Origin of the sequence: Vibrio sp. MEBiC08052, assembly GCF_001506075.1 — a bacterium.
In the GTDB taxonomy this organism is placed as follows: domain Bacteria; phylum Pseudomonadota; class Gammaproteobacteria; order Enterobacterales; family Vibrionaceae; genus Vibrio.
Window position 1 is genome coordinate 209,988 of sequence record NZ_KQ947476.1, and the last position, 24,276, is coordinate 234,263.

The 24,276-nt window shown below is 45.9% G+C and carries 23 protein-coding genes and 1 pseudogene; 9 read left to right on the plus strand and 15 right to left on the minus strand.

Annotation, left to right across the window (positions count from 1 at the left end; genetic code table 11):
* Window positions 1–82: 82 nt before the first annotated feature.
* Window positions 83–1,750 carry a methyl-accepting chemotaxis protein gene (locus VRK_RS18395; RefSeq protein WP_059122962.1) on the minus strand — a complete coding sequence of 556 codons (1,668 nt, stop codon included), beginning with the start codon at window positions 1,748–1,750 and terminating at the stop codon, window positions 83–85.
* Window positions 1,751–2,040: 290 nt separating this feature from the next.
* Between VRK_RS18395 and greB the strand changes: the two genes are divergently transcribed.
* Window positions 2,041–2,520, plus strand: a complete 480-nt coding sequence (gene greB, locus VRK_RS18400; RefSeq protein ID WP_059122963.1) for a transcription elongation factor GreB — start codon at window positions 2,041–2,043, stop codon at window positions 2,518–2,520.
* Between the two features lie 24 nt (window positions 2,521–2,544).
* Window positions 2,545–4,735, plus strand: a pseudogene (locus tag VRK_RS18405) (Tex family protein); the annotation flags it as partial.
* A gap of 247 nt (window positions 4,736–4,982) precedes the next feature.
* On the opposite strand, the gene VRK_RS18410 reads toward VRK_RS18405, so the two are convergent.
* Window positions 4,983–5,459 (minus strand): hypothetical protein, encoded by a 477-nt coding sequence (locus VRK_RS18410; protein ID WP_059123227.1) that lies wholly within the window; start codon window positions 5,457–5,459, stop codon window positions 4,983–4,985.
* 151 nt (window positions 5,460–5,610) lie between these two features.
* The gene (bioH, locus tag VRK_RS18415; RefSeq protein ID WP_059122965.1) at window positions 5,611–6,402 is read right to left on the minus strand and encodes a pimeloyl-ACP methyl ester esterase BioH; all 792 of its coding nucleotides are present in this window, start codon (window positions 6,400–6,402) and stop codon (window positions 5,611–5,613) included.
* A gap of 64 nt (window positions 6,403–6,466) precedes the next feature.
* Here bioH and VRK_RS18420 point away from each other — a divergent pair, with 64 nt between their 5' ends.
* From VRK_RS18420 to cysQ, 4 genes are all read left to right on the plus strand, one after another.
* A complete protein-coding gene (locus VRK_RS18420; RefSeq protein WP_059122966.1) occupies window positions 6,467–7,168 on the plus strand; it encodes an amidophosphoribosyltransferase in 702 nt (233 codons plus the stop codon).
* 83 nt (window positions 7,169–7,251) lie between these two features.
* On the plus strand, window positions 7,252–7,839 hold the full coding sequence (gene nfuA / locus VRK_RS18425) for a Fe-S biogenesis protein NfuA (RefSeq protein WP_059122967.1): 588 nt from the start codon (window positions 7,252–7,254) through the stop codon (window positions 7,837–7,839).
* Window positions 7,840–8,004: 165 nt separating this feature from the next.
* Window positions 8,005–8,583 carry an ADP compounds hydrolase NudE gene (nudE, locus tag VRK_RS18430; protein ID WP_059122968.1) on the plus strand — a complete coding sequence of 193 codons (579 nt, stop codon included), beginning with the start codon at window positions 8,005–8,007 and terminating at the stop codon, window positions 8,581–8,583.
* Window positions 8,580–9,401, plus strand: a complete 822-nt coding sequence (gene cysQ / locus VRK_RS18435) for a 3'(2'),5'-bisphosphate nucleotidase CysQ (protein WP_059122969.1) — start codon at window positions 8,580–8,582, stop codon at window positions 9,399–9,401. The genes nudE and cysQ overlap by 4 nt, the downstream gene beginning before the upstream one ends.
* 40 nt (window positions 9,402–9,441) lie before the next feature.
* Here cysQ and VRK_RS18440 read toward each other — a convergent pair whose 3' ends face one another.
* Genes VRK_RS18440 through gspC form a run of 12 tightly spaced genes read right to left on the minus strand, consistent with a single transcriptional unit; the run spans window position 9,442 to window position 20,682 of the window.
* Window positions 9,442–10,212, minus strand: coding sequence for a type II secretion system protein N (locus tag VRK_RS18440; RefSeq protein WP_157372025.1), 771 nt, complete (start codon window positions 10,210–10,212; stop codon window positions 9,442–9,444).
* Between the two features lie 5 nt (window positions 10,213–10,217).
* Window positions 10,218–10,712 carry a type II secretion system protein GspM gene (gene gspM / locus VRK_RS18445; RefSeq protein WP_157372027.1) on the minus strand — a complete coding sequence of 165 codons (495 nt, stop codon included), beginning with the start codon at window positions 10,710–10,712 and terminating at the stop codon, window positions 10,218–10,220.
* Between the two features lie 9 nt (window positions 10,713–10,721).
* The gene (gene gspL, locus VRK_RS18450) at window positions 10,722–11,933 is read right to left on the minus strand and encodes a type II secretion system protein GspL (RefSeq protein WP_197413183.1); all 1,212 of its coding nucleotides are present in this window, start codon (window positions 11,931–11,933) and stop codon (window positions 10,722–10,724) included.
* Entirely contained in the window at window positions 11,902–12,930 is a 1,029-nt protein-coding gene (gene gspK, locus VRK_RS18455) for a type II secretion system minor pseudopilin GspK (RefSeq protein ID WP_059122973.1), read from the minus strand. Before gspK ends, gspL begins: the two co-directional genes overlap by 32 nt.
* Window positions 12,917–13,546 (minus strand): type II secretion system minor pseudopilin GspJ, encoded by a 630-nt coding sequence (gene gspJ, locus VRK_RS18460; RefSeq protein WP_059122974.1) that lies wholly within the window; start codon window positions 13,544–13,546, stop codon window positions 12,917–12,919. Before gspJ ends, gspK begins: the two co-directional genes overlap by 14 nt.
* Window positions 13,543–13,908: a type II secretion system minor pseudopilin GspI gene (gspI, locus tag VRK_RS18465; RefSeq protein ID WP_059122975.1), complete on the minus strand. Its 366-nt coding sequence runs from the start codon at window positions 13,906–13,908 to the stop codon at window positions 13,543–13,545. The genes gspJ and gspI overlap by 4 nt, the downstream gene beginning before the upstream one ends.
* Window positions 13,895–14,482 (minus strand): type II secretion system minor pseudopilin GspH, encoded by a 588-nt coding sequence (gspH, locus tag VRK_RS18470; protein WP_059122976.1) that lies wholly within the window; start codon window positions 14,480–14,482, stop codon window positions 13,895–13,897. Before gspH ends, gspI begins: the two co-directional genes overlap by 14 nt.
* A gap of 39 nt (window positions 14,483–14,521) precedes the next feature.
* On the minus strand, window positions 14,522–14,971 hold the full coding sequence (gene gspG, locus VRK_RS18475; protein WP_059122977.1) for a type II secretion system major pseudopilin GspG: 450 nt from the start codon (window positions 14,969–14,971) through the stop codon (window positions 14,522–14,524).
* A 44-nt stretch (window positions 14,972–15,015) separates the two neighbouring features.
* Complete coding sequence (gene gspF, locus VRK_RS18480; protein ID WP_059122978.1) at window positions 15,016–16,239, minus strand: type II secretion system inner membrane protein GspF; 1,224 nt, start codon at window positions 16,237–16,239, stop codon at window positions 15,016–15,018.
* Window positions 16,239–17,732, minus strand: coding sequence for a type II secretion system ATPase GspE (gene gspE, locus VRK_RS18485; protein ID WP_059122979.1), 1,494 nt, complete (start codon window positions 17,730–17,732; stop codon window positions 16,239–16,241). The genes gspF and gspE overlap by 1 nt, the downstream gene beginning before the upstream one ends.
* Window positions 17,716–19,749, minus strand: coding sequence for a type II secretion system secretin GspD (gene gspD, locus VRK_RS18490; RefSeq protein WP_059122980.1), 2,034 nt, complete (start codon window positions 19,747–19,749; stop codon window positions 17,716–17,718). The genes gspE and gspD overlap by 17 nt, the downstream gene beginning before the upstream one ends.
* Window positions 19,750–19,782: 33 nt before the next feature.
* On the minus strand, window positions 19,783–20,682 hold the full coding sequence (gene gspC / locus VRK_RS18495; RefSeq protein WP_059122981.1) for a type II secretion system protein GspC: 900 nt from the start codon (window positions 20,680–20,682) through the stop codon (window positions 19,783–19,785).
* A gap of 250 nt (window positions 20,683–20,932) precedes the next feature.
* Here gspC and hslR point away from each other — a divergent pair, with 250 nt between their 5' ends.
* From hslR to pckA, 3 genes are all read left to right on the plus strand, one after another.
* Window positions 20,933–21,319: a ribosome-associated heat shock protein Hsp15 gene (gene hslR, locus VRK_RS18500; RefSeq protein ID WP_059122982.1), complete on the plus strand. Its 387-nt coding sequence runs from the start codon at window positions 20,933–20,935 to the stop codon at window positions 21,317–21,319.
* Window positions 21,320–21,342: 23 nt separating this feature from the next.
* On the plus strand, window positions 21,343–22,218 hold the full coding sequence (gene hslO, locus VRK_RS18505) for an Hsp33 family molecular chaperone HslO (protein WP_059122983.1): 876 nt from the start codon (window positions 21,343–21,345) through the stop codon (window positions 22,216–22,218).
* A gap of 343 nt (window positions 22,219–22,561) precedes the next feature.
* Window positions 22,562–24,190, plus strand: a complete 1,629-nt coding sequence (pckA, locus tag VRK_RS18510; protein WP_059122984.1) for a phosphoenolpyruvate carboxykinase (ATP) — start codon at window positions 22,562–22,564, stop codon at window positions 24,188–24,190.
* Window positions 24,191–24,276: the final 86 nt, after the last annotated feature.

The window sequence follows — 24,276 nt, forward strand, 5'->3', positions numbered from 1 at the left end:
TCAAGGCGGTGGTTTTGTTTAGGCATAAAAAATCGGCCTGTTGTTCAACAGGCTGATTGGGAGTTTCAGTATCTAACGGTAACTAAACAGTAAACCGGTCCACCAGCGATTTCAGTTCTTGTGTCCGGTCTCGCAAATCACAACTTCCTTTACGGTTTTCATCCGTGACATCGGCCACTTGTAAACTTTGCTCGGAGATAATCACAACGCGTTCAGAAATATTCTGGCCCACCTGGCTCTGCTCTTCAGTTGCCGTCGCAATCAGTGTGTTCATATCCATAATCATACTGACAGAATCGAGGATCTCTACCAATGCATCACTTGCTTGGTGAGCTTTTGCCACAGTATCTTCACTTTGAGAACGACTATCCAGCATCGACTGAACCGCTTCTTGGGTTGCTCCTTTCAGTTGTTCAATGATGTGATGAATGTCTCCGGTACTCTGTTGTGTCCGACTGGCGAGTTTTCTTACTTCGTCAGCAACAACCGCAAATCCGCGCCCCTGCTCACCAGCCCGGGCAGCTTCAATCGCGGCATTGAGGGCCAGTAAGTTGGTCTGTTCGGCAATATCCTGAATCACATTCAATGAAGAAGAGATGTTGCTGACATTGCTTTCTAGCTTATCCATCACCATGTTGGCAGATTCAAGCTTCCCGGCTAATACGGCAACAGAATCAACCGCAGAATCAACGGTCGCCATTGCTTCTTTTGCTCTCTCATCGGCAGACTGTGCAGCCGCTGCGGCACTCGAAGCATTCTGAGAAATGTCATGTGCGGTCGCGGTCATTTCCGTCACCGCAGTCGCAACTTGTTCCGTTTCTTCTCGTTGCGTGTTCGATAACTGATCAACCTGATTAGAACGCTCAAGCATACGCCCGGTTTCATTGCTAATCACATCACTGTTTGATCTCAACTGGCGAATGATATTTTGGAGATTTTCGACAAACTGGTTAAAGTTCTGGCTCAGTGAAGCATATTCAGGAATCTGATAAACTTCCATACGCGCGGTTAAATCAGCATCCCCATTGGCAAATCGGGCAATTGACTGATCAAATCTTTGCAATGGCCCCAATATTCCGCGACTAAACAAGATCGTGAACACGGATACAAGGCATAACATACCGGCTCCCATCGATGCCATCCACACAAAACTCCGCTTCATTTCATGCTCGGACTTTGCAGTCATCTGCGCTGTAATCGCTTCAACGTCATCGATATAAAATCCAATCCCGATAATCATGTCCCACTGCGGTTCATAGAGAGAATAACTCAGCTTCTCAGAGGCAACTTTTTCTCCGGGTTTCGGGAAAAAATAGCTCGAAAATCCGCCACCATTCTTGGCTTGCTTAATCAAATTCTGAATCAGAAAGTTACCTTTGCTATCTTTCATATCCCAGAAATTTTCACCAATGCCCTTCCCGGTATCTCCCAAGAAAAAGCGGTTGCCTTTGCTGTCGTATCCAAAGACATAACCACTGTCACCAAAACGAATCTGAGAAAGTTTTTCAATGACATCTTTTCGATCAGCATTGTGCTCTTTCAATGAAGTCAAAGAAGAATCAATAATATCGATGTACGCCTTCAACTCGGCACGCTTCTGTTCAGAAAGGCGTTGATGAATTAACTGCTGCTGGGTGTGATTCAGATTAGACATTTGTTGATATGATATAAAAATCATCCCAAAACTAATCAATAACAAGGGGAGTATAGACAGCGCATAAACGCGCGATTTAATGGTCAATTTTGACATGATGCTTTCCTCAGTATTCTCGCTGACAAAAGCCGATGACGTTGGATATGATTTTTTATTTAAATAATACTACATTAAATTGATATCATATATGAATATTTCTCTGTTAACGCATCTTCCTCTCGTAGAAAACAACGCATAATAAACACAACCGCAGCGCAATACTTCTCTTCAGACGAAGGAAAACGTAAAGCTTTCGTCATCTCTGATACACAACCATTAACCTTTCTGCTATTTTTCGCTAAGGTATAGCCCCATAGATAAACATTGTCTGCGATTAATAACCACTGATGAAAACCAACCTGATTACCCGAGAAGGCTATAATCGCCTCAAACAAGAACTCGATTTTCTCTGGCAGAAAGAGCGCCCCGAAGTCACCAAAAAAGTGACTTGGGCAGCGAGTCTGGGTGATCGTAGTGAAAATGCGGATTACCAATATAACAAAAAGCGCCTGCGGGAAATTGATCGACGAGTCCGCTATCTGCGTAAACGTCTGGAACAAGTCAAAATCATTGATTACTCGCCTCAGCAAGACGGCAAGGTCTTCTTCGGGGCGTGGGTCGAAATTGAAAATGATGAAGGTGAGACGCGATGTTTTCGCATTGTCGGCCCGGATGAGATCTACGGGAATGCCAAGAACTACATTTCGATTGATTCGCCCATGGCCCGGGCGCTCCTAAAGAAAGAAACCGATGATGAATTCACGGTAGAAACGCCTCAAGGGCAAAAAGTGTGGTTCATCAACCGAATCGAATATAGACAAGACTAACGACATCGAGAGAGAAATATACGGATGAGCCAAGCTATCTGTCATACGATTGCTTCAGAGCTGAATGTACGCCCTGAACAAGTTATTGCGGCTGTCAACCTGATTGACGACGGCAGCACAGTCCCCTTTATTGCCCGTTACCGGAAAGAGGTCACGGGTGGGTTGGATGATACTCAGTTACGGACGTTGGACTCGCGGCTTTCCTATTTACGCGAAATGGATGACCGCCGCCAAACCATTCTGAAATCGATTCAAGAGCAGGGAAAACTGACCCCCGAACTGGAACAGGACATTATCCAAGCGGACAGTAAAACCCGTTTGGAAGATCTCTATCTGCCTTACAAACCCAAACGGCGTACCAAAGGACAGATTGCCATTGAAGCCGGCTTGGCACCACTCGCCGATCAGCTCTGGGAACAACCACAAACCGAACCGGAACAAGCTGCACAAACTTACCTGAACCCTGAGCAGGGGATTAATGACACCAAGGCAGCGTTAGATGGTGCCCGAGCCATCATCATGGAGCGAATTGCTGAAGATGCCAATCTACTGGAAAAACTGCGTCATTATTTACTCAAACACGCCGTCCTTGTCTCAACAGTCATCGATGGCAGAACGCAAGAAGGCGAGAAATTCAAAGATTACTTCGAACATCAAGAGCCGATCAGTAAAGTCCCTTCTCACCGTGCACTCGCGATGTTACGTGGCCGTAACGAAGGGATTTTGTCACTGGCACTCAACGCTGATCCTGAACAGGAAGAAGGCCGTCGCAGCTCTTACTGCGAAACCCTGATTGCACAGCACTACGGGCTGCATCTCAGCGATGCACCGGCTGATGCATGGCGTCAGCAGGTCATCAGTTGGGCATGGCGGATTAAAGTCTCCATGCATATGGAAACGGAACTGATGTCTGCGATGAAAGAACGGGCAGAGATTGAAGCCATTGACGTCTTCGCCACCAACTTGAAAGACTTGCTGATGGCGGCACCCGCAGGGCCAAGAGCAACATTAGGACTGGATCCCGGCTTACGTACCGGTTGTAAAGTGGCCGTTGTCGATGCCACCGGCAAGGTACTGGCAACCACGGCTATTTATCCCCATCAGCCGCAAAAACAGTATGAAAAATCCATTGAAGTCATTGACGGACTGGTGCGCAAATTCAATGTTGATTTGATTGCCATCGGCAACGGCACCGCTTCGCGTGAAACTGATCTGTTTGCCGCAGATTTGATCAAACGGGGTAATCTCAAAGTTCAGAAAATTGTCGTCAGTGAAGCGGGGGCATCGGTCTATTCCGCATCCGAGCTGGCGGCAAAAGAATTTCCGGACATGGATGTCTCGCTGCGCGGAGCGGTTTCAATTGCCCGCCGGTTACAAGATCCATTGGCGGAGTTAGTTAAAATCGACCCGAAATCAATCGGGGTCGGTCAATACCAGCATGATGTCAATCAGTCACTGCTGGCGAAACGTCTGGACGCTGTGGTGGAAGACTGTGTGAACGCGGTCGGTGTTGATGTCAATACCGCCTCTCCGGCACTCCTTACCCGCGTTGCCGGACTTTCCGCAACACTAGCGGATAACATTGTGGCTTTCCGCAATGAACATGGCCGCTTTGAGAGCCGCACAATCCTGAAGAAAGTCCCCCGTCTCGGTCCCAAAGCGTTCGAGCAGTGCGCCGGGTTCCTGAGAATTATGGACGGTAAAAACCCTCTCGATGCTTCAGCGGTTCACCCGGAGGCCTATCCGGTTGTATCTGCCATCGCAAAGAACAATCAGCAAGAGATGAAGTCATTAATTGGCAATACCGAGTTTCTTAAAAGCCTCAATGCAAGAGATTACACTGACGATCATTTTGGACTGCCGACGGTCACCGATATTATCAAAGAACTCGACAAGCCGGGACGCGATCCTCGTCCTGAATTTAAAACCGCCACATTTGCCGACGATATCCACGCAATCTCGGATTTGGAACCCGGCATGATCCTCGAAGGGGTTGTCTCCAATGTTGCCAATTTTGGTGCCTTTGTCGATATCGGCGTTCATCAAGACGGATTGGTTCATATTTCCGCGCTGACGGATCGGTTTGTGTCTGATCCGCGAGAAGTGGTCAAAACCGGTGATATCGTCAAAGTCAAAGTGATGGAAGTTGATGTGGCGAGAAAGAGAATCGGTCTCTCGATGCGCCTGTCTGACGAACCGGGTCAGGCAAATCGTACTACCGCACGCAACCAGACGACTTCACGTCCGGCTCAAAAAAAACCTCACCGTGATACTGTTGCCACCAATAATGCGATGGGTGGTGCATTTGCAGCGGCCTTTGCGAAAGCGAAAAAGTAATTGATTCGATGCCGCTGGGAATGACGCTCTGCAAAAGCTGCCCCCTACCATAAAAAAAACCCTCACTTCATCTGAAGTGAGGGAATTCCATAACAGCAATATTTCTTCCTCGATGACGATGAGGTTTACAATATTGCGATGACCTCCGAAGGGGTATTCGGTGCGATGGCATGCCCATAATGATATTTTATGACCGTTCGCCTTCGCGCCATTTGTCCTTCGGTTATCGCTGCATCAATGATATGTTTCGGTAACCGGAACCGGATTGTATAACCTTTGCCCTGATCTTTACTGTAGGTCGATAAAGCTAACAATTTGAAAAGCCGCTCAAGCTCACTTTGTGCTTTTTCCTCATGGGAAGAAACGATTTCCTGTTCCTGCTCAGAATCAATCTCATACTGAGGATGTTCTGCGGCATCCCAAGACGATCGCTTGCGCTGCTTATCATCGGATTTCAACCGCCGCTCTGCGTTGGCTTTTTCCAGTTGTACGGTTGGTACGACAGGGGCTCTGACACGATTATCATGCTCTGCCTGTTCCGTCGGCACATTCACCGATGGGGCGATAAGTGGCACACTGATATTATTTGGTGACACAATCATTGCCGAAACCTCCTTCAGCATCGCCCAGCCCATTCAATGTTCAGACACCGAATGAGTTAGAACCTATATCGACTCAACCGTTCAAATATTTAACAATAAATGCTGATATTTTAAACAATATGACAAAAAACTGACAATCGCCAAACTTTAACTATTGCGCGAATCGCCAGATCTGCTGGCAAAACTGTTCAGTTTCGGTCATAAATGGTGCATGAGATGACTGAGTAAAAATATAACAATGGCTATCCGGTGCCATCTCGTCCAATTGCGCTGCAATCTGCACTGGCACCAGACCATCGAGCCGACCGTAAAGGCGCAGCATCGGCACCGAGATCTGGGCAATATGGTCACGAAAATCAACATTCGCGAGCAGGTTTAACCCCGCCATCAACGCTTGCGGTTGTGGTGCCGGACGAGAAAACACCATTTGTTTCAATTGTTTCACATCTTGTCGGGCTGTCGGACTCCCCATCGCTTGAAGCGCCATAAAACGCTCAATGGTCAGCTGAAAATCATCGACCAGTTGCTCCGTAAATGCTGACAAAACCTGTGGCCGAATGCCTTTCCACCCCTTTTCAGCAGCAAATTTAGGTGAACTGGCTACTGTAACCAGCTGACTGACATAATCCGTGTGATACAACGCCATATGCGTCGCCACCAAGCCGCCGAGCGACCAACCGACCCAAATGGCACCTTTCGGTGCTTGCCGGATCAGTAATTGAGCAATCTCTTCCAACGTGTCCGCATGGATGTCGGCACTATGTCCATATCCCGGTAAATCAACAATATGGACCCGAAAGTTCTGTTTGAGAATCTCAACGGTACTATGCCAGACCCCCCCATTCATCCCCCAGCCATGGATCAACACCAGATCTTTGCCACAACCTTCAACCTGCCAATACAAAGATGCAACTCTGTTCACGTTATCTCCTACAAAACTCATACATTCGACGCCTTGCTCATCCGTACAATATAACGTCTTTCTTAATGACCCGGAGAAGCAACACATGTTATTGCAACGTATTCAACACACTTTCTGTCGCCATATTCCCCAATTATGCGCGCTCTGTGAGCTACCGTTAACGGCTTGGGAACACCACTGGTGTACCAGCTGCCTGAACTGCTTTCAGCCAACACCCCGTTGTACACGATGCGGCTTGTCGATGCCATTCCCAACCAATCGGTGCGGGACTTGCCTTCAGTCCCCGCCACTGTGGAACGCTCTCTATTGTCTTGGTGATTATGCCTATCCGCTGGCACCGATGATTCATCAAATCAAATACGGACGACAATTCTGGCACATTCCGCCACTAGCAACACTTTTAGCGCAAGTTATACCTGCTCCGGCACCACTATTACTCCCGGTCCCCCTACACTGGCGACGTTACCTTTATCGCGGGTTCAACCAGAGTGAAGTACTGGCCCATCATCTCAGTCAGGCACTGGCAGTCACTTATCAAACCAAACTGTTACAACGAATTCGCTCAACACCACCGCAAGAAGGACTACATAAACATGAAAGAGAACAAAATCTGAGAAGAGCGTTTATGTTACGCGAGCGCCCCTCAACCAAGCATGTTGCGATCGTTGATGATGTTGTGACAACCGGAAGTACCATCAGTCAATTATGCCAATTATTGCTTGAAGTTGGCGTCGAATACATTGATATTTATTGCTTATGCAGAACTCCTGAATATCACAATCAATAATTACCGTAAAAAGGATTGGATCTCTGATTTCTCAGGAGTAAAATGGTGAATAAATAGCCTACAAAATTACTCAGGTATTCGTCGTGTCAAATTCTATTACTATTACTGAATCCGCTCAGGAACATTTCGCAAAACTTCTCGAACAACAGCCGGAAGGGACTAATATTCGGGTCTTTGTGGTCAATCCCGGTACTCAGAACGCTGAGTGTGGCGTCTCTTACTGTCCGCCTGAAGCGGTAGAAAGTGCTGATACTGAAATCCCGTTTTCGGCATTCTCTGCTTATGTTGATGAATTGAGCCTTCCTTTTCTCGAAGATGCTGTGATCGACTATGTGACCGATAAAATGGGCTCTCAGCTGACGCTCAAAGCACCGAATGCAAAAATGCGTAAAGTTGCCGATGATGCGCCGCTGCTTGAGCGTGTCGAGTATGCAATCCAAACGCAGGTCAATCCTCAGTTAGCCGGACATGGTGGTCATATTCAGTTGCTGGAAATTACCGATGACGGTGTCGCCATTATCCAATTCGGTGGCGGCTGCAACGGCTGTTCGATGGTCGATGTCACCCTGAAAGACGGGATCGAAAAAGAGCTGCTCGAGCAATTTGCCGGGGAGCTGAATGCGGTCAAAGACCTGACGGAGCATGACCGTGGAGAGCACTCATACTACTAAGTCGGCCAAATCCAAGCATATCAAAAGAAGTCGATGCCAATGCATCGACTTTCTGTTATGTGACTCTTGTTGGTAAAACAATTGTGAATATCGACAGACAAGTGTTTTCATCCCCATCAGTTTTTTCATATAGTTAAGCTATAGGTATCACGGAGGAGTATCAGCATGACGTCCAAACAGAACCCTGAGATCCTGAATATCACAACGGTTGCTCGATCGCGTCTTTTTACAGTGGAATCTCTGGATTTGCGTTTTTCCAACGGTGAACAGCGCACGTATGAACGGATGCGCCCTAGCGGACGCCATGCTGTGATGATGGTTCCGGTGACGGATCAGGGAGATATTCTGCTGGTTCGTGAATTTGCAGCAGGCACAGAGCGTTACGAATTGGGATTTCCGAAAGGATTGATTGATCCTGGTGAACATGCTGAAGCAGCAGCCGTAAGAGAGCTCAAAGAAGAAGTTGGATTTGGGGCGAAACAGCTCATACACCTCAAAGATCTGATTCTTGCGCCCTCTTATTTTTCAGGACAAATGTCCCTGTTTATCGCTCAGGACTTATACCCGGAGCAACTCGTTGGCGATGAACCAGAACCCCTTGAAATCATTCGTTGGCCGTTATCTCAGGCTGAAGAACTGTTAACTCATCTCGATTTTTGTGAAGCCCGTAGCGTAGCAGCACTGCTTCTCACCTTAAACTATATGAAGCAGCATCAGCTGCTTCCGGAGGTGAATACATTATGAAACGGGATCATTCACATCTGTTACCACAACTGATTGAAATTGCTCGTTCCGCCGGGCAACTCATTCTGGACTACTACCAGACAAAATCCTACGAAGCATTTACTAAATCAGACCAAACCCCCGTGACTAGCGCTGATTTAGCTGCGCATAAATTCATTACCGAAAAACTTCAATCGTTGACACCAGACATCCCTGTACTCTCCGAAGAAGATGCGGATATCAGTCTGGAAAAACGTTCGGAATGGTCTCGCTATTGGTTAGTTGATCCACTGGATGGTACGCAGGAATTCATTGCCCGTAGTGGCGATTTTGCGACAATCATCGCACTGGTAGAAGATAATCAACCTGTGATCGGCGTGGTTTACGGCCCGATATCAGGCGTCACGTATTATGCCTGTCGCGGTAAGGGGGCCTGGAAAATCCCAGATTTATCCGACAGCTTACGGATTCATACTCACCGACATGAATTTCCCAGTCAGTCGATTTCGATTGCCATCAGTCGCCGCCAAGATATCAACCGAATCACCAATCGTCTCAGTACCGAATGGAATTATGATTTAGTGCCGCTCGGTTCTGCAGCATTAAAAGCTTGTCTGGTTGCAGAGGGCGCGGTTGACTGTTATTTGCGGCTGGGTCCAACCGGAGAATGGGACACTGCGGCAACTCAATGTATTGTGGAAGAAGCAGGGGGAAAGCTTCTGAGTACGAAACTTTCACCACTCTCTTACAATCTCAGAGAAACATTGGAAAATCCGAATTTTATCGTTATCGGAGACCCTAAGCTTCCCTGGCAAGAGATCCTCACCCATAAAGGCTAACACCCCTGACTCTATCCGTTAGACGTTATGTCAGCGGTTATCAGTTAGGGAGTGTCAGTGTACCGTTCGATTGAAATGAATATCGTCCCTGAGCGTCTGTCGATGCATAGGTCTGAATCCACTGACTGAACATTTTAGGTAAACGTTCACCCGGTTTTACCCAACCTTGCACTTGATACTGATCCTGTGGTGTCAATACCATCGAATACTCACTTTGTAGCGCATCCGATAACTGCTGACCTTTCAGACTGATCCGGCCATCTTCACAGGCGAGTCGGGCTGAGACTTTTTCTAACGGGACCGATTGAGAGAGCATCGATATTTGTGCATTTGTCCAAGTAATCTCGCCTTCGCCCTGAGCACAAAACGGTGGCTGGTACCGATAATTGTCAATGACAAGTCTGAATGCGCCATCAGCGCTCACCGGAAGCGGTAAATGCATATTTTCGGCAACAAACCGAGCCGGTGCCGTCAGTGACAGATTGCGGACATAGACACCGGAAAAACCGACCCCGACTTCTCCAGCCCCCCGAAGGGCTGCCTCATGACGCTTGCCTAAAGCGATATCCGCAGCAATCTTACCTTTGAACAGAGAGAGAGGACGCAAATTCCAAACCAGAGAACCCAGATCATAGTTCATCCATTTGGCAGACTGGATTTCACCATGCCATATTGTTCCGCCAACCCCGCTCAACAATAGCTCTCGGGGTTGAGGAATGAATTTTAAAGCCATATTTGCAGGTAAGTGGACCAGCACACTGACCACAAACACAAAAAACAAACCAACGACATACATAATTTTTTTCTTCACTTTATTTAACCTCGAACTAATTCCAGGCGTTTTATATCAATCATGCCATTTTTTTCAGCCCTATCGATATCCATCATCATCACCTGAATACCATACTGCTGCCGTAAAAAAGCCAACCAGTCGATAAACTGGTTAAACGCTATCGGTTCCACCCAAATTTGTAAGCCTTCACCTTTGGGTTGCATTCGAATGAGCCGGACACCAAACTTACCCGTCGAACCGGCAACGGCTTGGTTCATCGGCTCATCTGAAGAAACGGGACCATTCCCACGTTTTCTCAACTGAGTTAGCACATCGGCCTTATCTGTGACCCACGCATATAAATTCTTCTCTGCGGTTAATTTATTTTGAGCCAGAACGCGCTGTTCCTGTATGGGACGAACAATACCACCATACAGTAGTGCTAAGACACTAAAACTGATAGTAACCAGTAACAATCGCTGCTCTCTGGAGGACAATGTCTTCCACCAAGTATAGCCACGATTTATCCATTGATTCATATCGTTCACCTACTTATTCTTTAAGATGAAAGACCCTGAGACCTGATTATTATCTCGGTTAAGCGGTCCTTGTTGTACATCAAACTTCTGAGACAATTTCTGACGAGTTGCTTCAAATGCCTGAAAATCAGCACCTCGTACATCAATACGAATATCGTCCCGTGCCCCATCATAGTGAATGTGTTGAAGTTGTATCCCTGAAGTACTGCCAATGGTCTCTGCCAACGACGTAAATAATGACAATGCGGAATCTTGCCCTTCACCACCAGACAATGTCTTAATTTCATTGGTAAACTGTCCTTTCAGATAACTCACCGTCGGGATTTTGTGTCGCTCCGGAAATAGCGTTCTGAAAATATGTTCACTTTCGGTTCTCAGGGCTGTGGTTTCTTGAGACATCCGGCGGATGTCAACCGCATGGTGAATCAACAATAGGGTTATCAACGCCACCAGAGCAATGAAACTACCTCGCCAAATCTGCCAGTATTTCATCACCGAAGAGGACTTCTTAAATGTACCGGTCAATAACGTGATCGGGCTACTTAATGCCCCGCGGTACAGCAACAGGTCAATAGAATCCACCAGCTTCTCGGTCCAGACCTGTGAACTCGAATCGTTCAACTCAGGCACCCGGCTGTAAGATGTAATCTCAAGTGCCGGACTACTCTCCGCATCTTCATTCATCTGAGTGAATATGGGTAACCACGAGTTTTCAATACAAACACCGCTGAATTGACCCTGACGAATGATCCATTCATGACCCAATTGGACAGCCGCCGCATTTTCTTCTGTCGGCAATGCCAACACATCCGGCAAAACATTTTCTACTGGGAGTCCGCAGGCTTCAAACTGCTCCAGAATACAACTCAACCAATTCCGATCCACCGCTACGGTATAAACCTGATTATCTTGTTTCGCCAGTACGGAAAAATGCAATGAATCCACATCTTGCGCTAATTCATCTTCAACTAAGTACGGCAGCATTTTTTCATACTGACGAGCACCACCAGCCGGTAATGAAACCGTCTTCATCACCACATCAGCACCGGAAAGTAAGACGATCACAGGCCGTCCCTCAGCATGAGGGACTAACTCATCTATATTGGTCCAGGATGCTATTTCTCCTGACTTTTCAATCGTTGTCGCATGCTCAGCACCGATCCACCAATGCCCTTTGGCTTGGGGTTGCTTACTCAGCCGGACGAGCAGATATTCGCTCACGCTCTCCTCCATAGCGACGGCGAATGACCGTCACAGTTTTTCTATCTTTACTAAACATTAGACTCCGAACCCTCACTCGGGCATCATCAACCATGACCTGAGCGTCCAATTCAAAATAATTGCTATCAATCCCAAGAAAAGCGGTGGCGTTTGATTTGATTGTCTCATCAATCCCACTCAGCTCACCTTGTGCCCAAAAATCATCGAGACTACTCCACCCGGAATAAGGCCTCTCACTAATCAACTGCACCGCTGCAGACTGACTGAGATAGGGATAAAACATCGCAGCTAAAATATTTGCCTGTTTGACAGAAACGGTATTAACATTCAATCGCCATTCTTTGGTCGGCAAAGCACATAAACTTGGCATACTTTTCAGCATAATCTCACCACTGACACCCTGTACTGCTCGAATCTCTGTAGCATCAGCCAATAAACTATCAGGCGTATCATAGGCTGGTGACATCGATTCATAGAAACTGTCTTCCACCCCGCTGACCGAATTAATTGAACGATTCGTATCAATAAATTCCCAAATCGAATTGGCAGCGACTTCAGCCTGATAATTATCAATTTCTTCCGTTTCAAACAAGTGCTGTAATACCTGTACCAGATAAGGTGTTCCGGTGTCCGCAGGATTCCACTTTATTCCCGCCAATGAATTGATATTCATGCAAGACTGCATGTCTTGAATATTCCCTTCCACCGTGCCGTAGTCCAGTGGATATTTTTTATCTTTTACCGCCCAAGGCTGACTCAGGTTAACAGCCTCATCATTATCTTCATAACTCTGTTTTATAGCCGACTTAGCCAGCGCTTCAACACCGAGGCTATACCAATATGCCTGTTGATATCTGAGTTGGTTTCCTGAACGGTGATACTGGGTAAACAAACGCTCTGACATTGTCGCCGCGATGGAAACCATCATTGCCAATATCAGCAATACAAGAATCAGGGCAACGCCACGCTGTTTTTGCAACGATCTAATTGGATGCATTGGATACGCTCAGTTCACTTCCAGAAACCAGATAAATCCGTTCAATCTGCCCATAATCTTTCAGTGTGAGTCTCACACTGATAGCTTCCGGCAAAACTCCCTTGTCTTCCCATCGTTCAACCCATTGGTGATGACGATATAAACGAAAGCTTATCGACTCAACCTGTGTCAATAATGGCCGAACAATACCATTATCACCGGCAACCGTATCGGGGTAACGCCACCATACTCTTTCCAGACGCTCTCCGGTTAAGCGGTATCCGACCTTAATGATATCTCCACGGGGAAACTGCATTTGCGGGTTGATCCAACCATGCCGTGTAAAAAGAATACCGACACTATCTGAAGATAATAATCCATCCTGCATCCACAACAACTGAGAGCCGGGCTCCTCTCCTTGATTACGAAACTGGCGGGATGCCATCTGGCGAAAATCACTATCCATAATAGCCAACGCCTTCTGAATTTCACCCAGCCGTTTTTCACTCTCCTGACTGACTACATTGCTACGCTGGACTTGGTTCAGAACCTGATAAGCAGCAATCGTCAGACTCGCCAAAATAGCTAGTGCAACCAACACCTCAATTAAAGTAAATCCCTGACTATGACGCTTCATTTGGACGCTTCATTTGCAACATAACTTCTCACGAGCACCACCGACGGACCGGATTTACTTTGGGAAACGCTCACATCAAAGGCTTTCAGCACATCATTGCTCGTTTCAACCAAAGACACTTTCCAATACCAAGTCGTTCCAGCCATTTCTTCCGTTCCTTCCTGATTAGACAATGTCTCCGGCGCGAGCATGATTCGAGCCATTTGATTATCAACCACCATCGCAGCAAACATCTTTTCTTCGAGTGTGTGTACTGTATTGACATGTTGGCTGACAGCCTTAATCACACTGATCGATGCCGTCGCAAATATTGCCAATGCAATCAGCACCTCCAGTAATGTCATTCCCTTACTTTGCTTCATCGTCTTGATCCGAGGGGGTCCGAATGTGCAGAATGCCGTCTTCAGAAGTTTCCACTAACCATAATGAATCTGGTGTAGAATCCGCCCAAAACTGGATAGAAAATGGGGTAACATCACCACTGGAGAGAATAAATACCTGCGGTGGCGGGATTGGCTTCTCATCTTCGTTTTGGTCAGGAAAATCCATGTCTTCAAACAAAGATTCCTGACTGAACAGGCGCTCCGGATTATTCCAGACACCACCACCACGTTCAAAACGAAAAGTTGTTCCCTCTGCAGTAGTCAGTTCACCTTTGATGGGTGACTGAGATTCAAGATTTTCCCAGCCCTTATCCGATAACATCAAAAAGCGAAACTCATGTTTTTTTTCATCGACATAAAGACCATAAGTCCGCCCACTGAAAACCGCATCCTCACTTAAAAGTTGTAATCGCTGATAAAGCCGTTCGGCCGTTTGCTGCACCTCATCCTGAGACCTGTCGGGCAGAGACATCACGACGACCATACTGCCCAGAGAAATCACCACCAGAACCAACATAATTTCCAGCAGTGTAAAACCACGATGGTATTTCATGAGCAGTATTCATCCAATTCACTATTACTGAATCCGCGATTACTGGAAGTCAAGCAGGTTCCAGTTACCGATGTCGCTGTTATTCCCTTCACCGCCTTCCTGACCATCAGCGCCATAGCTGAAGACATCAATTTTCCCCTTATCGCCAGGACTTAAATATTGATAGTCATTTCCCCATGGGTCCTGTGGTAAACGCTTGATATAACCACCTTCACGATAGTTCCGGGGTTCAGGATTTGTTGGCTTCTTAACCAGCGCTTCTAATCCTTGGTCGGTGGTTGGATACACATTGTTATCTAATCGGTACATATCCAAGGCATTTTCCAGAGAGACAATATCGGCAATCGCTTTTTTCTGGTCGGCTTTCTCTTTATTTCCCAATAGATTCGGGACAACAAAGCTCGCCAAAAGCCCAAGGATGACAATTACGACCATCACTTCTAACAGCGTAAAACCACCTTGTTTGCTTACTTGATTTTTTATTTTCATTCCTACTCCAACATTCACGTTTCCTAACCAATGAACAGCTAAGACTAGCGCGTCATTAAATTGTTCATTTCTAAAATCGGCATTAGGGTTGCCATCACAATAAATAAAACCAATCCGGCCATTAATGCAATCAACATGGGGGTGAACAATCCCAAAGCAATATTAACCGTTGCTTCAAACTGTTCGTCCTGATTATCAGCGGCACTAATCAGCATCCTCTCCAATTCACCACTCTGTTCACCACTGGCAATCATATGAAGCATCATCGGAGGAAAAAGCTTAGTTTGTTGCAGAGACTTACGAATACTCGCCCCTTCCCGGACTGATTCGGCCGCTTCCTGTACTTTCTGTTTCATGTACGTGTTTTCCACAACATCTTTGGCAACAAGCATTGCATCAAGAATCGGAATACTACTCGAAGAACATATTGCCAGTGTTCGAGCAAAACGAGAGGTATTCAGACCCCGAACAATTTTACCGATCATGGGCACACTCATCAGCTTACGATGAAATGCAAAGCGGATATGCGGTCGTTTTAAAGCAGACCGGATGAATGCCCCTCCAGCTAAAGCCAGCAATAAAACCAGCCAACCCCATTCCTGAACAAAATGACTCATATTTAACAAAAGCTGAGTCGATGTCGGAAGGGTTTGCCCCATTTGGATGAATTGCCCGACAATTTTGGGCACGACAGCAGCTAAAAGAAAGGCCACAATCGTGATCGCAAAAACAACCAGAACAATGGGATAAATCAACGCCTGTAAGAGCTTTGAGCGCATTTTCTGCCGATTTTCGGTATAACTCGCCAATCGATTCAGAATCATATCCAAGTGCCCTGACTTCTCTCCTGCAGCAATCATGGAACGAAATAAACCATCAAAGATATGGGGGTAATCGGCCATACTATCGGCTAAGGAAAAACCTTCAGTCACTTTTGACCGGACCCGTGTGAGAACACTGCGAATCCGTGGTTTTTCTGTCTGTTCAATCACCGCTTGCAAACACGCTTCCAACGGCATTCCTGACTGGAGTAATGTCGACATTTGCCGGGTTAACAGCGCAAGATCCGTCGCCCCAATGCCTCTTTTCCACGACGTTGTGCTACTTTGCGTTTGATTATTTTTCTGAGCTTGCGTGGCCTGAACAGCAATTGGAGTCAGTCCTTGCTCTTTCAAGCGTTGGCGAACGTGGCGGGCACTATCCCCCTCGATCACACCTTTCTTACGTTTTCCTTTGAGATCAAGTGCCTGATATTCAAATGCAGCCATCAGACCTCCTCAGTGACCCGCAACACTTCTTCAAGCGTTGTGATCCCAGCCTGAACCTTGTTCAACCCATCCATACGAATACTTGGACATGACTCACGGACTTGCTGTTCAACCGCCTGCTCACCAGCTTCGGTATGGATCAGTGATTTGACTTTCTCATCAATCACTAATAACTCATGAATCCCTGTCCGTCCCCGATAACCTTTGTAATGGCATTTCTCACACCCTTTTGGGGCGTAAAGTGTCAGAGGTTCATCATCTTGAACATCGAAGAGCTCACGTTGTTCTTTCTCGGCCGCAAATGGCTGCTTACAATCGGGACATAACGTACGAACCAACCGCTGAGCCAGCACACCAACGAGTGATGATGACACCAAAAAAGATTCAATCCCCATATCTCTCAGACGCGTTACCGCGCCAATCGCGGTATTGGTATGCAATGTGGAAAGTACCAAGTGCCCGGTGAGAGATGCCTGCACAGCAATTTGTGCCGTTTCCAAATCCCGGATTTCTCCGACCATCACAACATCAGGGTCCTGACGTAGAATAGCTCTTAGCCCTCGGGCAAAAGTCATATCGACTTTCGGATTCACCTGCGTCTGACCGATGCCATCAATATCAAACTCAATTGGATCTTCAACCGTCAGAATATTTTTCTCATTCCGATCCAATTCTTGTAGGCCGGCATAAAGCGTCGTCGATTTACCAGAACCGGTCGGCCCCGTCACCAATAAAATGCCATGCGGTCGCTGAAGCAGCTCTCGGAACCGAACGAAAACTTTCTCGGTCATTCCCAAACTATAGAGATCCATTTGAGTCGCATTTTTATCCAAAATACGCATGACCACCCGTTCCCCATGCGACGAAGGCATGGTAGAAACACGGACATCGACAGCCCGCCCACCGATTCTCAGCGAAATACGGCCATCTTGAGGTACCCGTTTTTCCGCAATATCCAGCTTTGCCATCACCTTCACACGCGAGACCAATAAAGGGGCTAGTTTACGGCTGGGAGATAAAACTTCACGTAACATGCCATCGACCCGAAAACGGATCGATAAAGATGTTTCAAAAGTTTCAATATGGATATCGGAAGCTTCTTCTTTGATAGCCTCACTCAACATGGCATTAATCAGCTTGATAATCGGCGCATCATCATCTGAGTCCAACAAATCCTGATTATTGGGCAGTTCCTCCGCGAGGGCAAAGAAATCATCATTATCTGCACCGAGATCTTCCATTAACTGGCGAGTTTCGGACGTATCACGCTGATAAACCTTCGTAAGCCTTGACTCGAACTCAGCTTCAGAAAGTGCCACCAGCTCAAACGACTTTTGCAACACCCGCTTGGCCTCAACCAAAGCCGCGATAGATACCGGCTCAACATAATAGAGATGGGGTTTCTCATCTTCATGTGAGGCGTCAAATACGAGCTTATACCGGTTGGCGAAACTAAAAGGTAAACGCTGCACAACGCTACTCCTGATCTTGATCCTTAGGAACCTGCTCGAGAAATGCCTGTAATTCTTCCGGATAATGACTCTGTAAATTAAATGCAGGGATCACCGGCGTTTTCTTATCACCCATCAATTTCAGACCTCTCTCTGCTTTAACAAGCTGCTCAGCCCGGATGAAGTTATATTTCCGCTGGGTCACACCATCTGCAGTCATACCATCACGAATGATCGTCGGCTTGATAAAGACCATCAGATTTCGTTTCTCAACTTTGGTACTGGTTGAACGGAATAGGTACCCCAGCAGAGGAATATCCCCAAGTATGGGAACTTTAGAATCACTTTCCTGAGTACGCTCATCGATCATGCCGCCCAAGACCAGCATTTGACCATCTTTAACCATCACCGAAGTGTTCAACTGCCGTTTGGCAAAGCGGACATCGACAGCGCCGTCAGCGGCCAGAACATTCGATACTTCTTGCTCAATATTGAGTAGAACCGAATCCCCTTCATTGATTTGGGGAACAACCTTTAATTTGATCCCGACTTCTTTTCGATCCACGGTTTGGAAAGGATTGTCATTCCCTGAGCTTGACGTTGCCCCAGTCAGTACGGGGACTTCTTCACCCACCACAAATGAGGCTTCACCATTATCCATAACTGTGATACTCGGTGACGACAGAATATTTGAACTAGAGTCTTTGGAAACCGCACTGATCAGAGATGTCCAATCGCCCATCACGATGCTGACCGCTGCGCCTTCTACACCACTTAGCGCCTCAGACAACGACTTATAACTCCCAGATTTTGTGGTCGTATAAGGTCTTCGATTGCCATTATTATCGGTGTAATACTCAGTGCTATTCTGCTCTTTCGCTTCTTCCAGACCAACCATCACCTTACCGATGGAAGCGCCGCTATTACCAAACTGGATTTCCGATCCACTTTCAATCGATCCCCATTGTACCCCGAGGTTAATCCCTTCTCCTTCAGACATTTCGACAATCAGAGCTTCAATGAGTACCTGAGCCCGACGAATATCCAATTGGCTGATGACATCCAGTAAAGGTTTCATAATATCTTGTGGGGCACTGAGAATCAGAGAGTTGGTATCCTTGTGTGCGGCAATTGTAACGTCAGATCGGCTCGAAGGAGCTGACTTTTGCTCGCCTTGCTTTTCCGACTGAATATTATCTGAAACACCTTTCAACACATCGACCAAATCTTCAGCTTTCGCATACTTCAGATAAACAACCCGATGGTTACTTTTGGTCGCCATTTCAATATCAAGCCGTTTGATTAACCGGACGATCCGTTTCCTGACTTTCGGATCACCGGAAATCAAAATCGAATTGGTACGATCATCAGCGACGACTTGCGGCTGGAGAATTTGAGGCAGACTTCTCGTCTCTTTATTGGTATCGAGAGCACTGACAATCCGCACAATTTCCGGTGCTGACGCATTGGTCAACGTCACCACATCAATATCGGTGTTTCCGGCTTGATCAACCCGTTCGATAATCTGAGCCAAACGATCAACCACAGCAGCACGTCCGGTCAACAAAATGATATTCGCAGGTTCATAATGAACCACATTACCGGCACCTGCGTTGTTCACTAACTGACGCAACAGCGGAGATAGTTCTTTAACGGAAACATTGTGAACAGAAACAACCCGGGTAATGACACTGTCAGCATCCGTGTTACTGGACGAGTCCAATACAGGGATTGCAGAGGTTTTTGCATCTTTGGATTTAATGACTTTCAGAACACCGTTGTCCATTTCAACTACGGCAAAACCATAGACTTCCAAAACATTCAGAAAGAAACCGTAGTATTGGTCATCATTGAGCGTGTCATAACTCCGTACATCGATTTTTCCTCGTACAGAAGGATCAACAATAACTGTTTTATGTAAGTTACGACCGACAATGTTAATAAATTCCTGAATATCAGTGCCTTTAAAATTGACACTGTACTCGTTCGCCAAAGCTGCCGGAGAAAGCATCATACTTCCTAGTAACAACCATGCGCTTCTTTTTAGCCAATACTTCACGTCTTCACTCCCTCAATGCCTAGCGACGCTGCATTAAAATTGAATATATATATCATGAGTCTGTCCATCTCTTTCTACTGTAATTTTTACATTCGAAAGATCTGATAAAACGGAGGAGATATCTGACATTGCATTTTCCTTTCTTAAGTCGACGTCATTCAATGCAACGGCAATATCACCATTCTGTAATCCGACAGATTGAAATAACTCCGGTGAACGTCCGGGGCTCAAGCGATAACCAAGAATATCATCGTCACGCTTCATTTGAGACAAACGAACATATTGGAACAAAGTCTGCGGATTCTCCGCAATTTCATGTTTGATTTCAGCCAACCGCTCCGGCTGAGTACTGATCTCTCCTGTATCATAATTCATGAAGTCATCCGGAGACGGGTTGTTCACCACGGAATGAGGCTGATTCGCAGAGCTTTCCAGACGGCTGTATTCCACATCTTCCAACATAAGCGTTTCGCTTCTGCCAGCATTACGGATAATCACCCGGTCATTCAAAACCGACTCCAGCGTCACTCGAGTCCCTTCAATTCGTTCCTTCAATCCGTAAGTTGCCTGCACACCTTTATAATCAATAATGGCAAGATCTTCAGTGTTGTTATCACTTACAACAACACCAACAAGCTTTAGATTTAATTTTGTTTTCGGGGCATTAACGACATGCTCTTGAACAACTGGCTTATCACTCTGCTTTTGTAATTGGCCAAAAAGTTGTTTTTCTTTCACAAATGCGCTGTCAAAGTTATTTGTTGAACTTCGAGCTTCATGAGAAGAAGGAGGCTTCCATGACTGAACCTGCATTGTATCAAATGGTGCCCAGACCAGTTGACCGAATATCCAGACAGCAACCAACCATATTCCTGCTGAAATAATGGTACTGAACAATGATTGATAGTGAATGAAAGAACGCAATAAAGACATGAATAACGCAGGTACTGAGTTCTTTAGTGTCTCAACGTGTGGCAATCTCTAACCCTTTGAATTTATCCCTGATTAATCGGTGTAATCAATTCTGCTACACCATATTAAGATCCTGACTAATATAACACACCCATTTTACTATCCACTGTTTTATACTCAAATTTCATCATTTTCTTGAAAATCTAGGTATAAACCACCATTTACCCTTTTATTATTGAGTAAAACAACATATTCAGAGGACGATTTTGCGATGAGTTCCAGTGAAGAACCGATACGGCTTGATAAATGGCTCTGGGCTGCGCGATTTTATAAAACCCGTTCGATTGCCAGAAATATGGTTGACGGTGGTAAAGTCCACTATAATGGGCAACGGTCTAAACCAAGTAAAATCGTAGAAGTCGGAGCAACTGTCACGCTTAGACAAGGGCAAGAAGAAAAAGTTGTCATTATTGACAAAATATCGGACCAACGCAGAGGTGCGCCCGAAGCTCAAACCTTGTATACAGAAACGGCTGCAAGTATTCAAAAACGCGAAGCACATGCGATGCAACGCAAATTGAATGCGCATAACCCGAGTCCGGATAAGCGTCCCGATAAAAAGCAACGACGCGATATCATCAAATTTAAACATCAATAAAGAGCAAAGCTGGAGTTTCCTTCATGGCAAGCAATATGTTAAATCGTTACCTGTTTGACGAGTTATCAGTACGTGGCGAACTGGTACAACTGGATGACGTCTACCAACAAGTCGTGTCCAGTCAGGAATATCCGGCACCGATTCAATCTCTGCTGGGAGAGTTACTCGTTGCAACCTCCCTTTTAACTGCGACCCTCAAGTTTGAAGGCTCAATTACCATGCAGATTCAGGGCAATGGCCCCGTATCTCTAGCCGTCCTCAATGGTGATCATGAACAAAATCTCCGTGGCGTTGCCCGTTGGAAAGGCGATATTCCTGAGGATGCGACGCTACATCAATTGATGGGAGACGGACACTTAGTGATTACCATCGACCCAAATAAAGGTGAACGATATCAAGGGATTGTTGCTTTGGACGGTGACCGCCTGGCAGATGTTCTGGAAACTTATTTTGAACAGTCAGAACAGTTGAAAACACGGTTATGGATTAGAACAGGACAATCAGAAGAGAAGCTCTGCGCAGCAGGAATGCTCTTACAAATCATGCCGGATGGCATCGGTTCTCCGGATGATTTCGAGCATCTTGAACGGTTAACCGATACGATTAAAGATGAAGAACTGTTTTCTCTAGAAGCCAATGAATTACTCTATCGCTTATACAATCAAGAAACGGTTCGACTGTTTGACCCTCAGCCAGTGACTTTCCACTGTGGTTGCTCCCGGCAGCGGTGTGGTGCAGCGATCATCACGCTCCCAGAAGAAGAAGTAAAAGAAATGCTGGCAGAAAACCCTATCATTGCGCTCCATTGTGAATACTGCGGAACGGATTATCAGTTTGATGAAAACGATATCAAGGAGTTACGTTACAGCTCGATGGAACAAAACAAAACCATTCATTAATTTCCGCTTATTATTAAGCAATTCTTTCGTACTTTAAAGCCAGTTGAAAAACTGGCTTAATTAATAAACCCGCGACACAAAAAACCATTTCCCCCATAAAAACCAACATTTTATCAACACTTAATTTGTATAAATTAATAATTTCTATCACCTAGTCTAAACTAGTCTCTATACGTTAGAATAACTTGCCCAGATATGTGACGAGACACCTAAATACTCATAGGAAATGTGAGTGTTTTTTGAACCATCTCCCTGTTTTCGATGGTTCTCGTTGTTAGCATGGCGTATAGATTACATAAAAGAATTCTTACAAAATCTCTACAATTCCTACGAAGGAGCACCTATGACCGTAATGGAACAAATAAAGGCTGCAAATATGGATCTTACCTCCTATGGCATCACCGATGTCACCGAAGTTATTCATAACCCTAGTTATGAGCAGTTATTTGACGAAGAAACTGCACCTCACTTAGAAGGTTATGAGAAAGGCATCTTAACCGAATTAGGCGCGGTTGCTGTTGACACCGGTATTTTTACCGGCCGTTCCCCAAAAGATAAGTACATAGTGAAAGATGACACCACAAAAGATAATTTTTGGTGGACGTCTGACACAGTAAAAAATGATAACAAACCCATCACTCAGGCAGTTTGGGACGATCTGAAACAGCTAGTCACCAAACAGCTTTCCGGGAAACGGTTGTTTGTGGTCGATGGTTACTGTGGAGCCAACCCCGACACTCGTCTTTGTGTTCGTTTTATCACGGAAGTTGCTTGGCAAGCACACTTTGTGAAAAACATGTTCATCCGCCCGAGTGATGAAGAACTGACAACATTCGAACCCAATTTTGTGGTGATGAATGGTGCAAAATGTACCAATCCTAACTGGAACGCGCATGGCCTGAACTCAGGGAACTTTACGGTCTTTAATCTGACAGAGAAAATGCAGCTGATTGGCGGAACTTGGTACGGTGGCGAAATGAAAAAAGGTATTTTCGCCATGATGAATTATTTCTTACCACTCAAAGGCATTGCGTCAATGCACTGCTCTGCCAATATGGGTAAAGATGGCGATGTCGCAGTTTTCTTCGGTCTATCCGGTACAGGGAAAACTACATTATCGACGGATCCCAAACGAGCGCTGATTGGCGATGATGAACATGGCTGGGATGATGATGGTGTCTTCAACTTTGAAGGCGGATGCTATGCAAAAACCATCAAACTATCCAAAGAAGCTGAGCCTGATATTTACCATGCCATTCGCAAAGATGCATTGCTTGAAAACGTCACCGTGCATGCTGACGGTACTGTTGATTTCGATGATGGATCCAAAACGGAAAATACTCGTGTTTCTTATCCGATTTATCATATTGATAATATCGTTAAGCCTGTATCGAAAGGCGGACATGCAAGCAAAGTCATCTTCCTGTCGGCTGATGCGTTCGGTGTTCTGCCTCCGGTTTCTAAACTGACCCCTGAGCAGACCAAGTATCACTTCCTCTCCGGCTTCACCGCAAAATTAGCGGGTACAGAACGAGGTATTACTGAACCGACACCAACGTTCTCCGCCTGTTTCGGTGCTGCATTCCTGACATTACATCCAACCAAATATGCGGAAGTGCTCGTCAAGCGTATGGAAGCAGCCGGTGCTGAAGCGTACCTCGTCAATACAGGCTGGAATGGCACAGGAAAACGGATCTCAATTCAAGATACTCGGGCAATCATTGATGCCATTCTTGATGGTTCGATCGAGAAGGCACCAACCAAAACTATCCCAATCTTTAACCTTGAAGTCCCAACTTCATTACCGAACGTGAACCCTGAGATTCTCGATCCTCGGGATACATATGTCGATGCTCTGCAATGGGAAAGTAAAGCCAAAGACCTCGCCTCTCGTTTCGTGAAAAACTTTGATAAGTACACCGATAATGATGAAGGCAAAGCGCTTATTTCAGCCGGACCACAAATCGACTAATGAGCCATTAAAAATATCAGTAAGCCCCTATTTCAGGGGCTTTTTTTTGATAGTACGAATTTTGTTGAAGCAAAGCGATTTTTGTT

Excerpts from the sequence above, each read along its gene's own strand:
- gspH (WP_059122976.1), bottom strand. The coding sequence starts at position 14,482 with ATGAAATACCATCGTGGTTTTACACTGCTGGAAATTATGTTGGTTCTG.
- bioH (WP_059122965.1), bottom strand. The coding sequence starts at position 6,402 with ATGAGTTTTGTAGGAGATAACGTGAACAGAGTTGCATCTTTGTATTGG.
- VRK_RS18420 (WP_059122966.1), top strand. The coding sequence starts at position 6,467 with ATGTTATTGCAACGTATTCAACACACTTTCTGTCGCCATATTCCCCAA.
- gspI (WP_059122975.1), bottom strand. The coding sequence starts at position 13,908 with ATGAAGCAAAGTAAGGGAATGACATTACTGGAGGTGCTGATTGCATTG.
- hslR (WP_059122982.1), top strand. The coding sequence starts at position 20,933 with ATGAGTTCCAGTGAAGAACCGATACGGCTTGATAAATGGCTCTGGGCT.
- pckA (WP_059122984.1), top strand. The coding sequence starts at position 22,562 with ATGACCGTAATGGAACAAATAAAGGCTGCAAATATGGATCTTACCTCC.
- gspK (WP_059122973.1), bottom strand. The coding sequence starts at position 12,930 with ATGCATCCAATTAGATCGTTGCAAAAACAGCGTGGCGTTGCCCTGATT.
- nudE (WP_059122968.1), top strand. The coding sequence starts at position 8,005 with ATGACGTCCAAACAGAACCCTGAGATCCTGAATATCACAACGGTTGCT.
- gspM (WP_157372027.1), bottom strand. The coding sequence starts at position 10,712 with ATGAATCAATGGATAAATCGTGGCTATACTTGGTGGAAGACATTGTCC.
- gspC (WP_059122981.1), bottom strand. The coding sequence starts at position 20,682 with ATGTCTTTATTGCGTTCTTTCATTCACTATCAATCATTGTTCAGTACC.
- VRK_RS18410 (WP_059123227.1), bottom strand. The coding sequence starts at position 5,459 with ATGATTGTGTCACCAAATAATATCAGTGTGCCACTTATCGCCCCATCG.
- gspG (WP_059122977.1), bottom strand. The coding sequence starts at position 14,971 with ATGAAAATAAAAAATCAAGTAAGCAAACAAGGTGGTTTTACGCTGTTA.
- cysQ (WP_059122969.1), top strand. The coding sequence starts at position 8,580 with ATGAAACGGGATCATTCACATCTGTTACCACAACTGATTGAAATTGCT.
- hslO (WP_059122983.1), top strand. The coding sequence starts at position 21,343 with ATGGCAAGCAATATGTTAAATCGTTACCTGTTTGACGAGTTATCAGTA.
- gspJ (WP_059122974.1), bottom strand. The coding sequence starts at position 13,546 with ATGAAGCGTCATAGTCAGGGATTTACTTTAATTGAGGTGTTGGTTGCA.
- greB (WP_059122963.1), top strand. The coding sequence starts at position 2,041 with ATGAAAACCAACCTGATTACCCGAGAAGGCTATAATCGCCTCAAACAA.
- gspF (WP_059122978.1), bottom strand. The coding sequence starts at position 16,239 with ATGGCTGCATTTGAATATCAGGCACTTGATCTCAAAGGAAAACGTAAG.
- VRK_RS18395 (WP_059122962.1), bottom strand. The coding sequence starts at position 1,750 with ATGTCAAAATTGACCATTAAATCGCGCGTTTATGCGCTGTCTATACTC.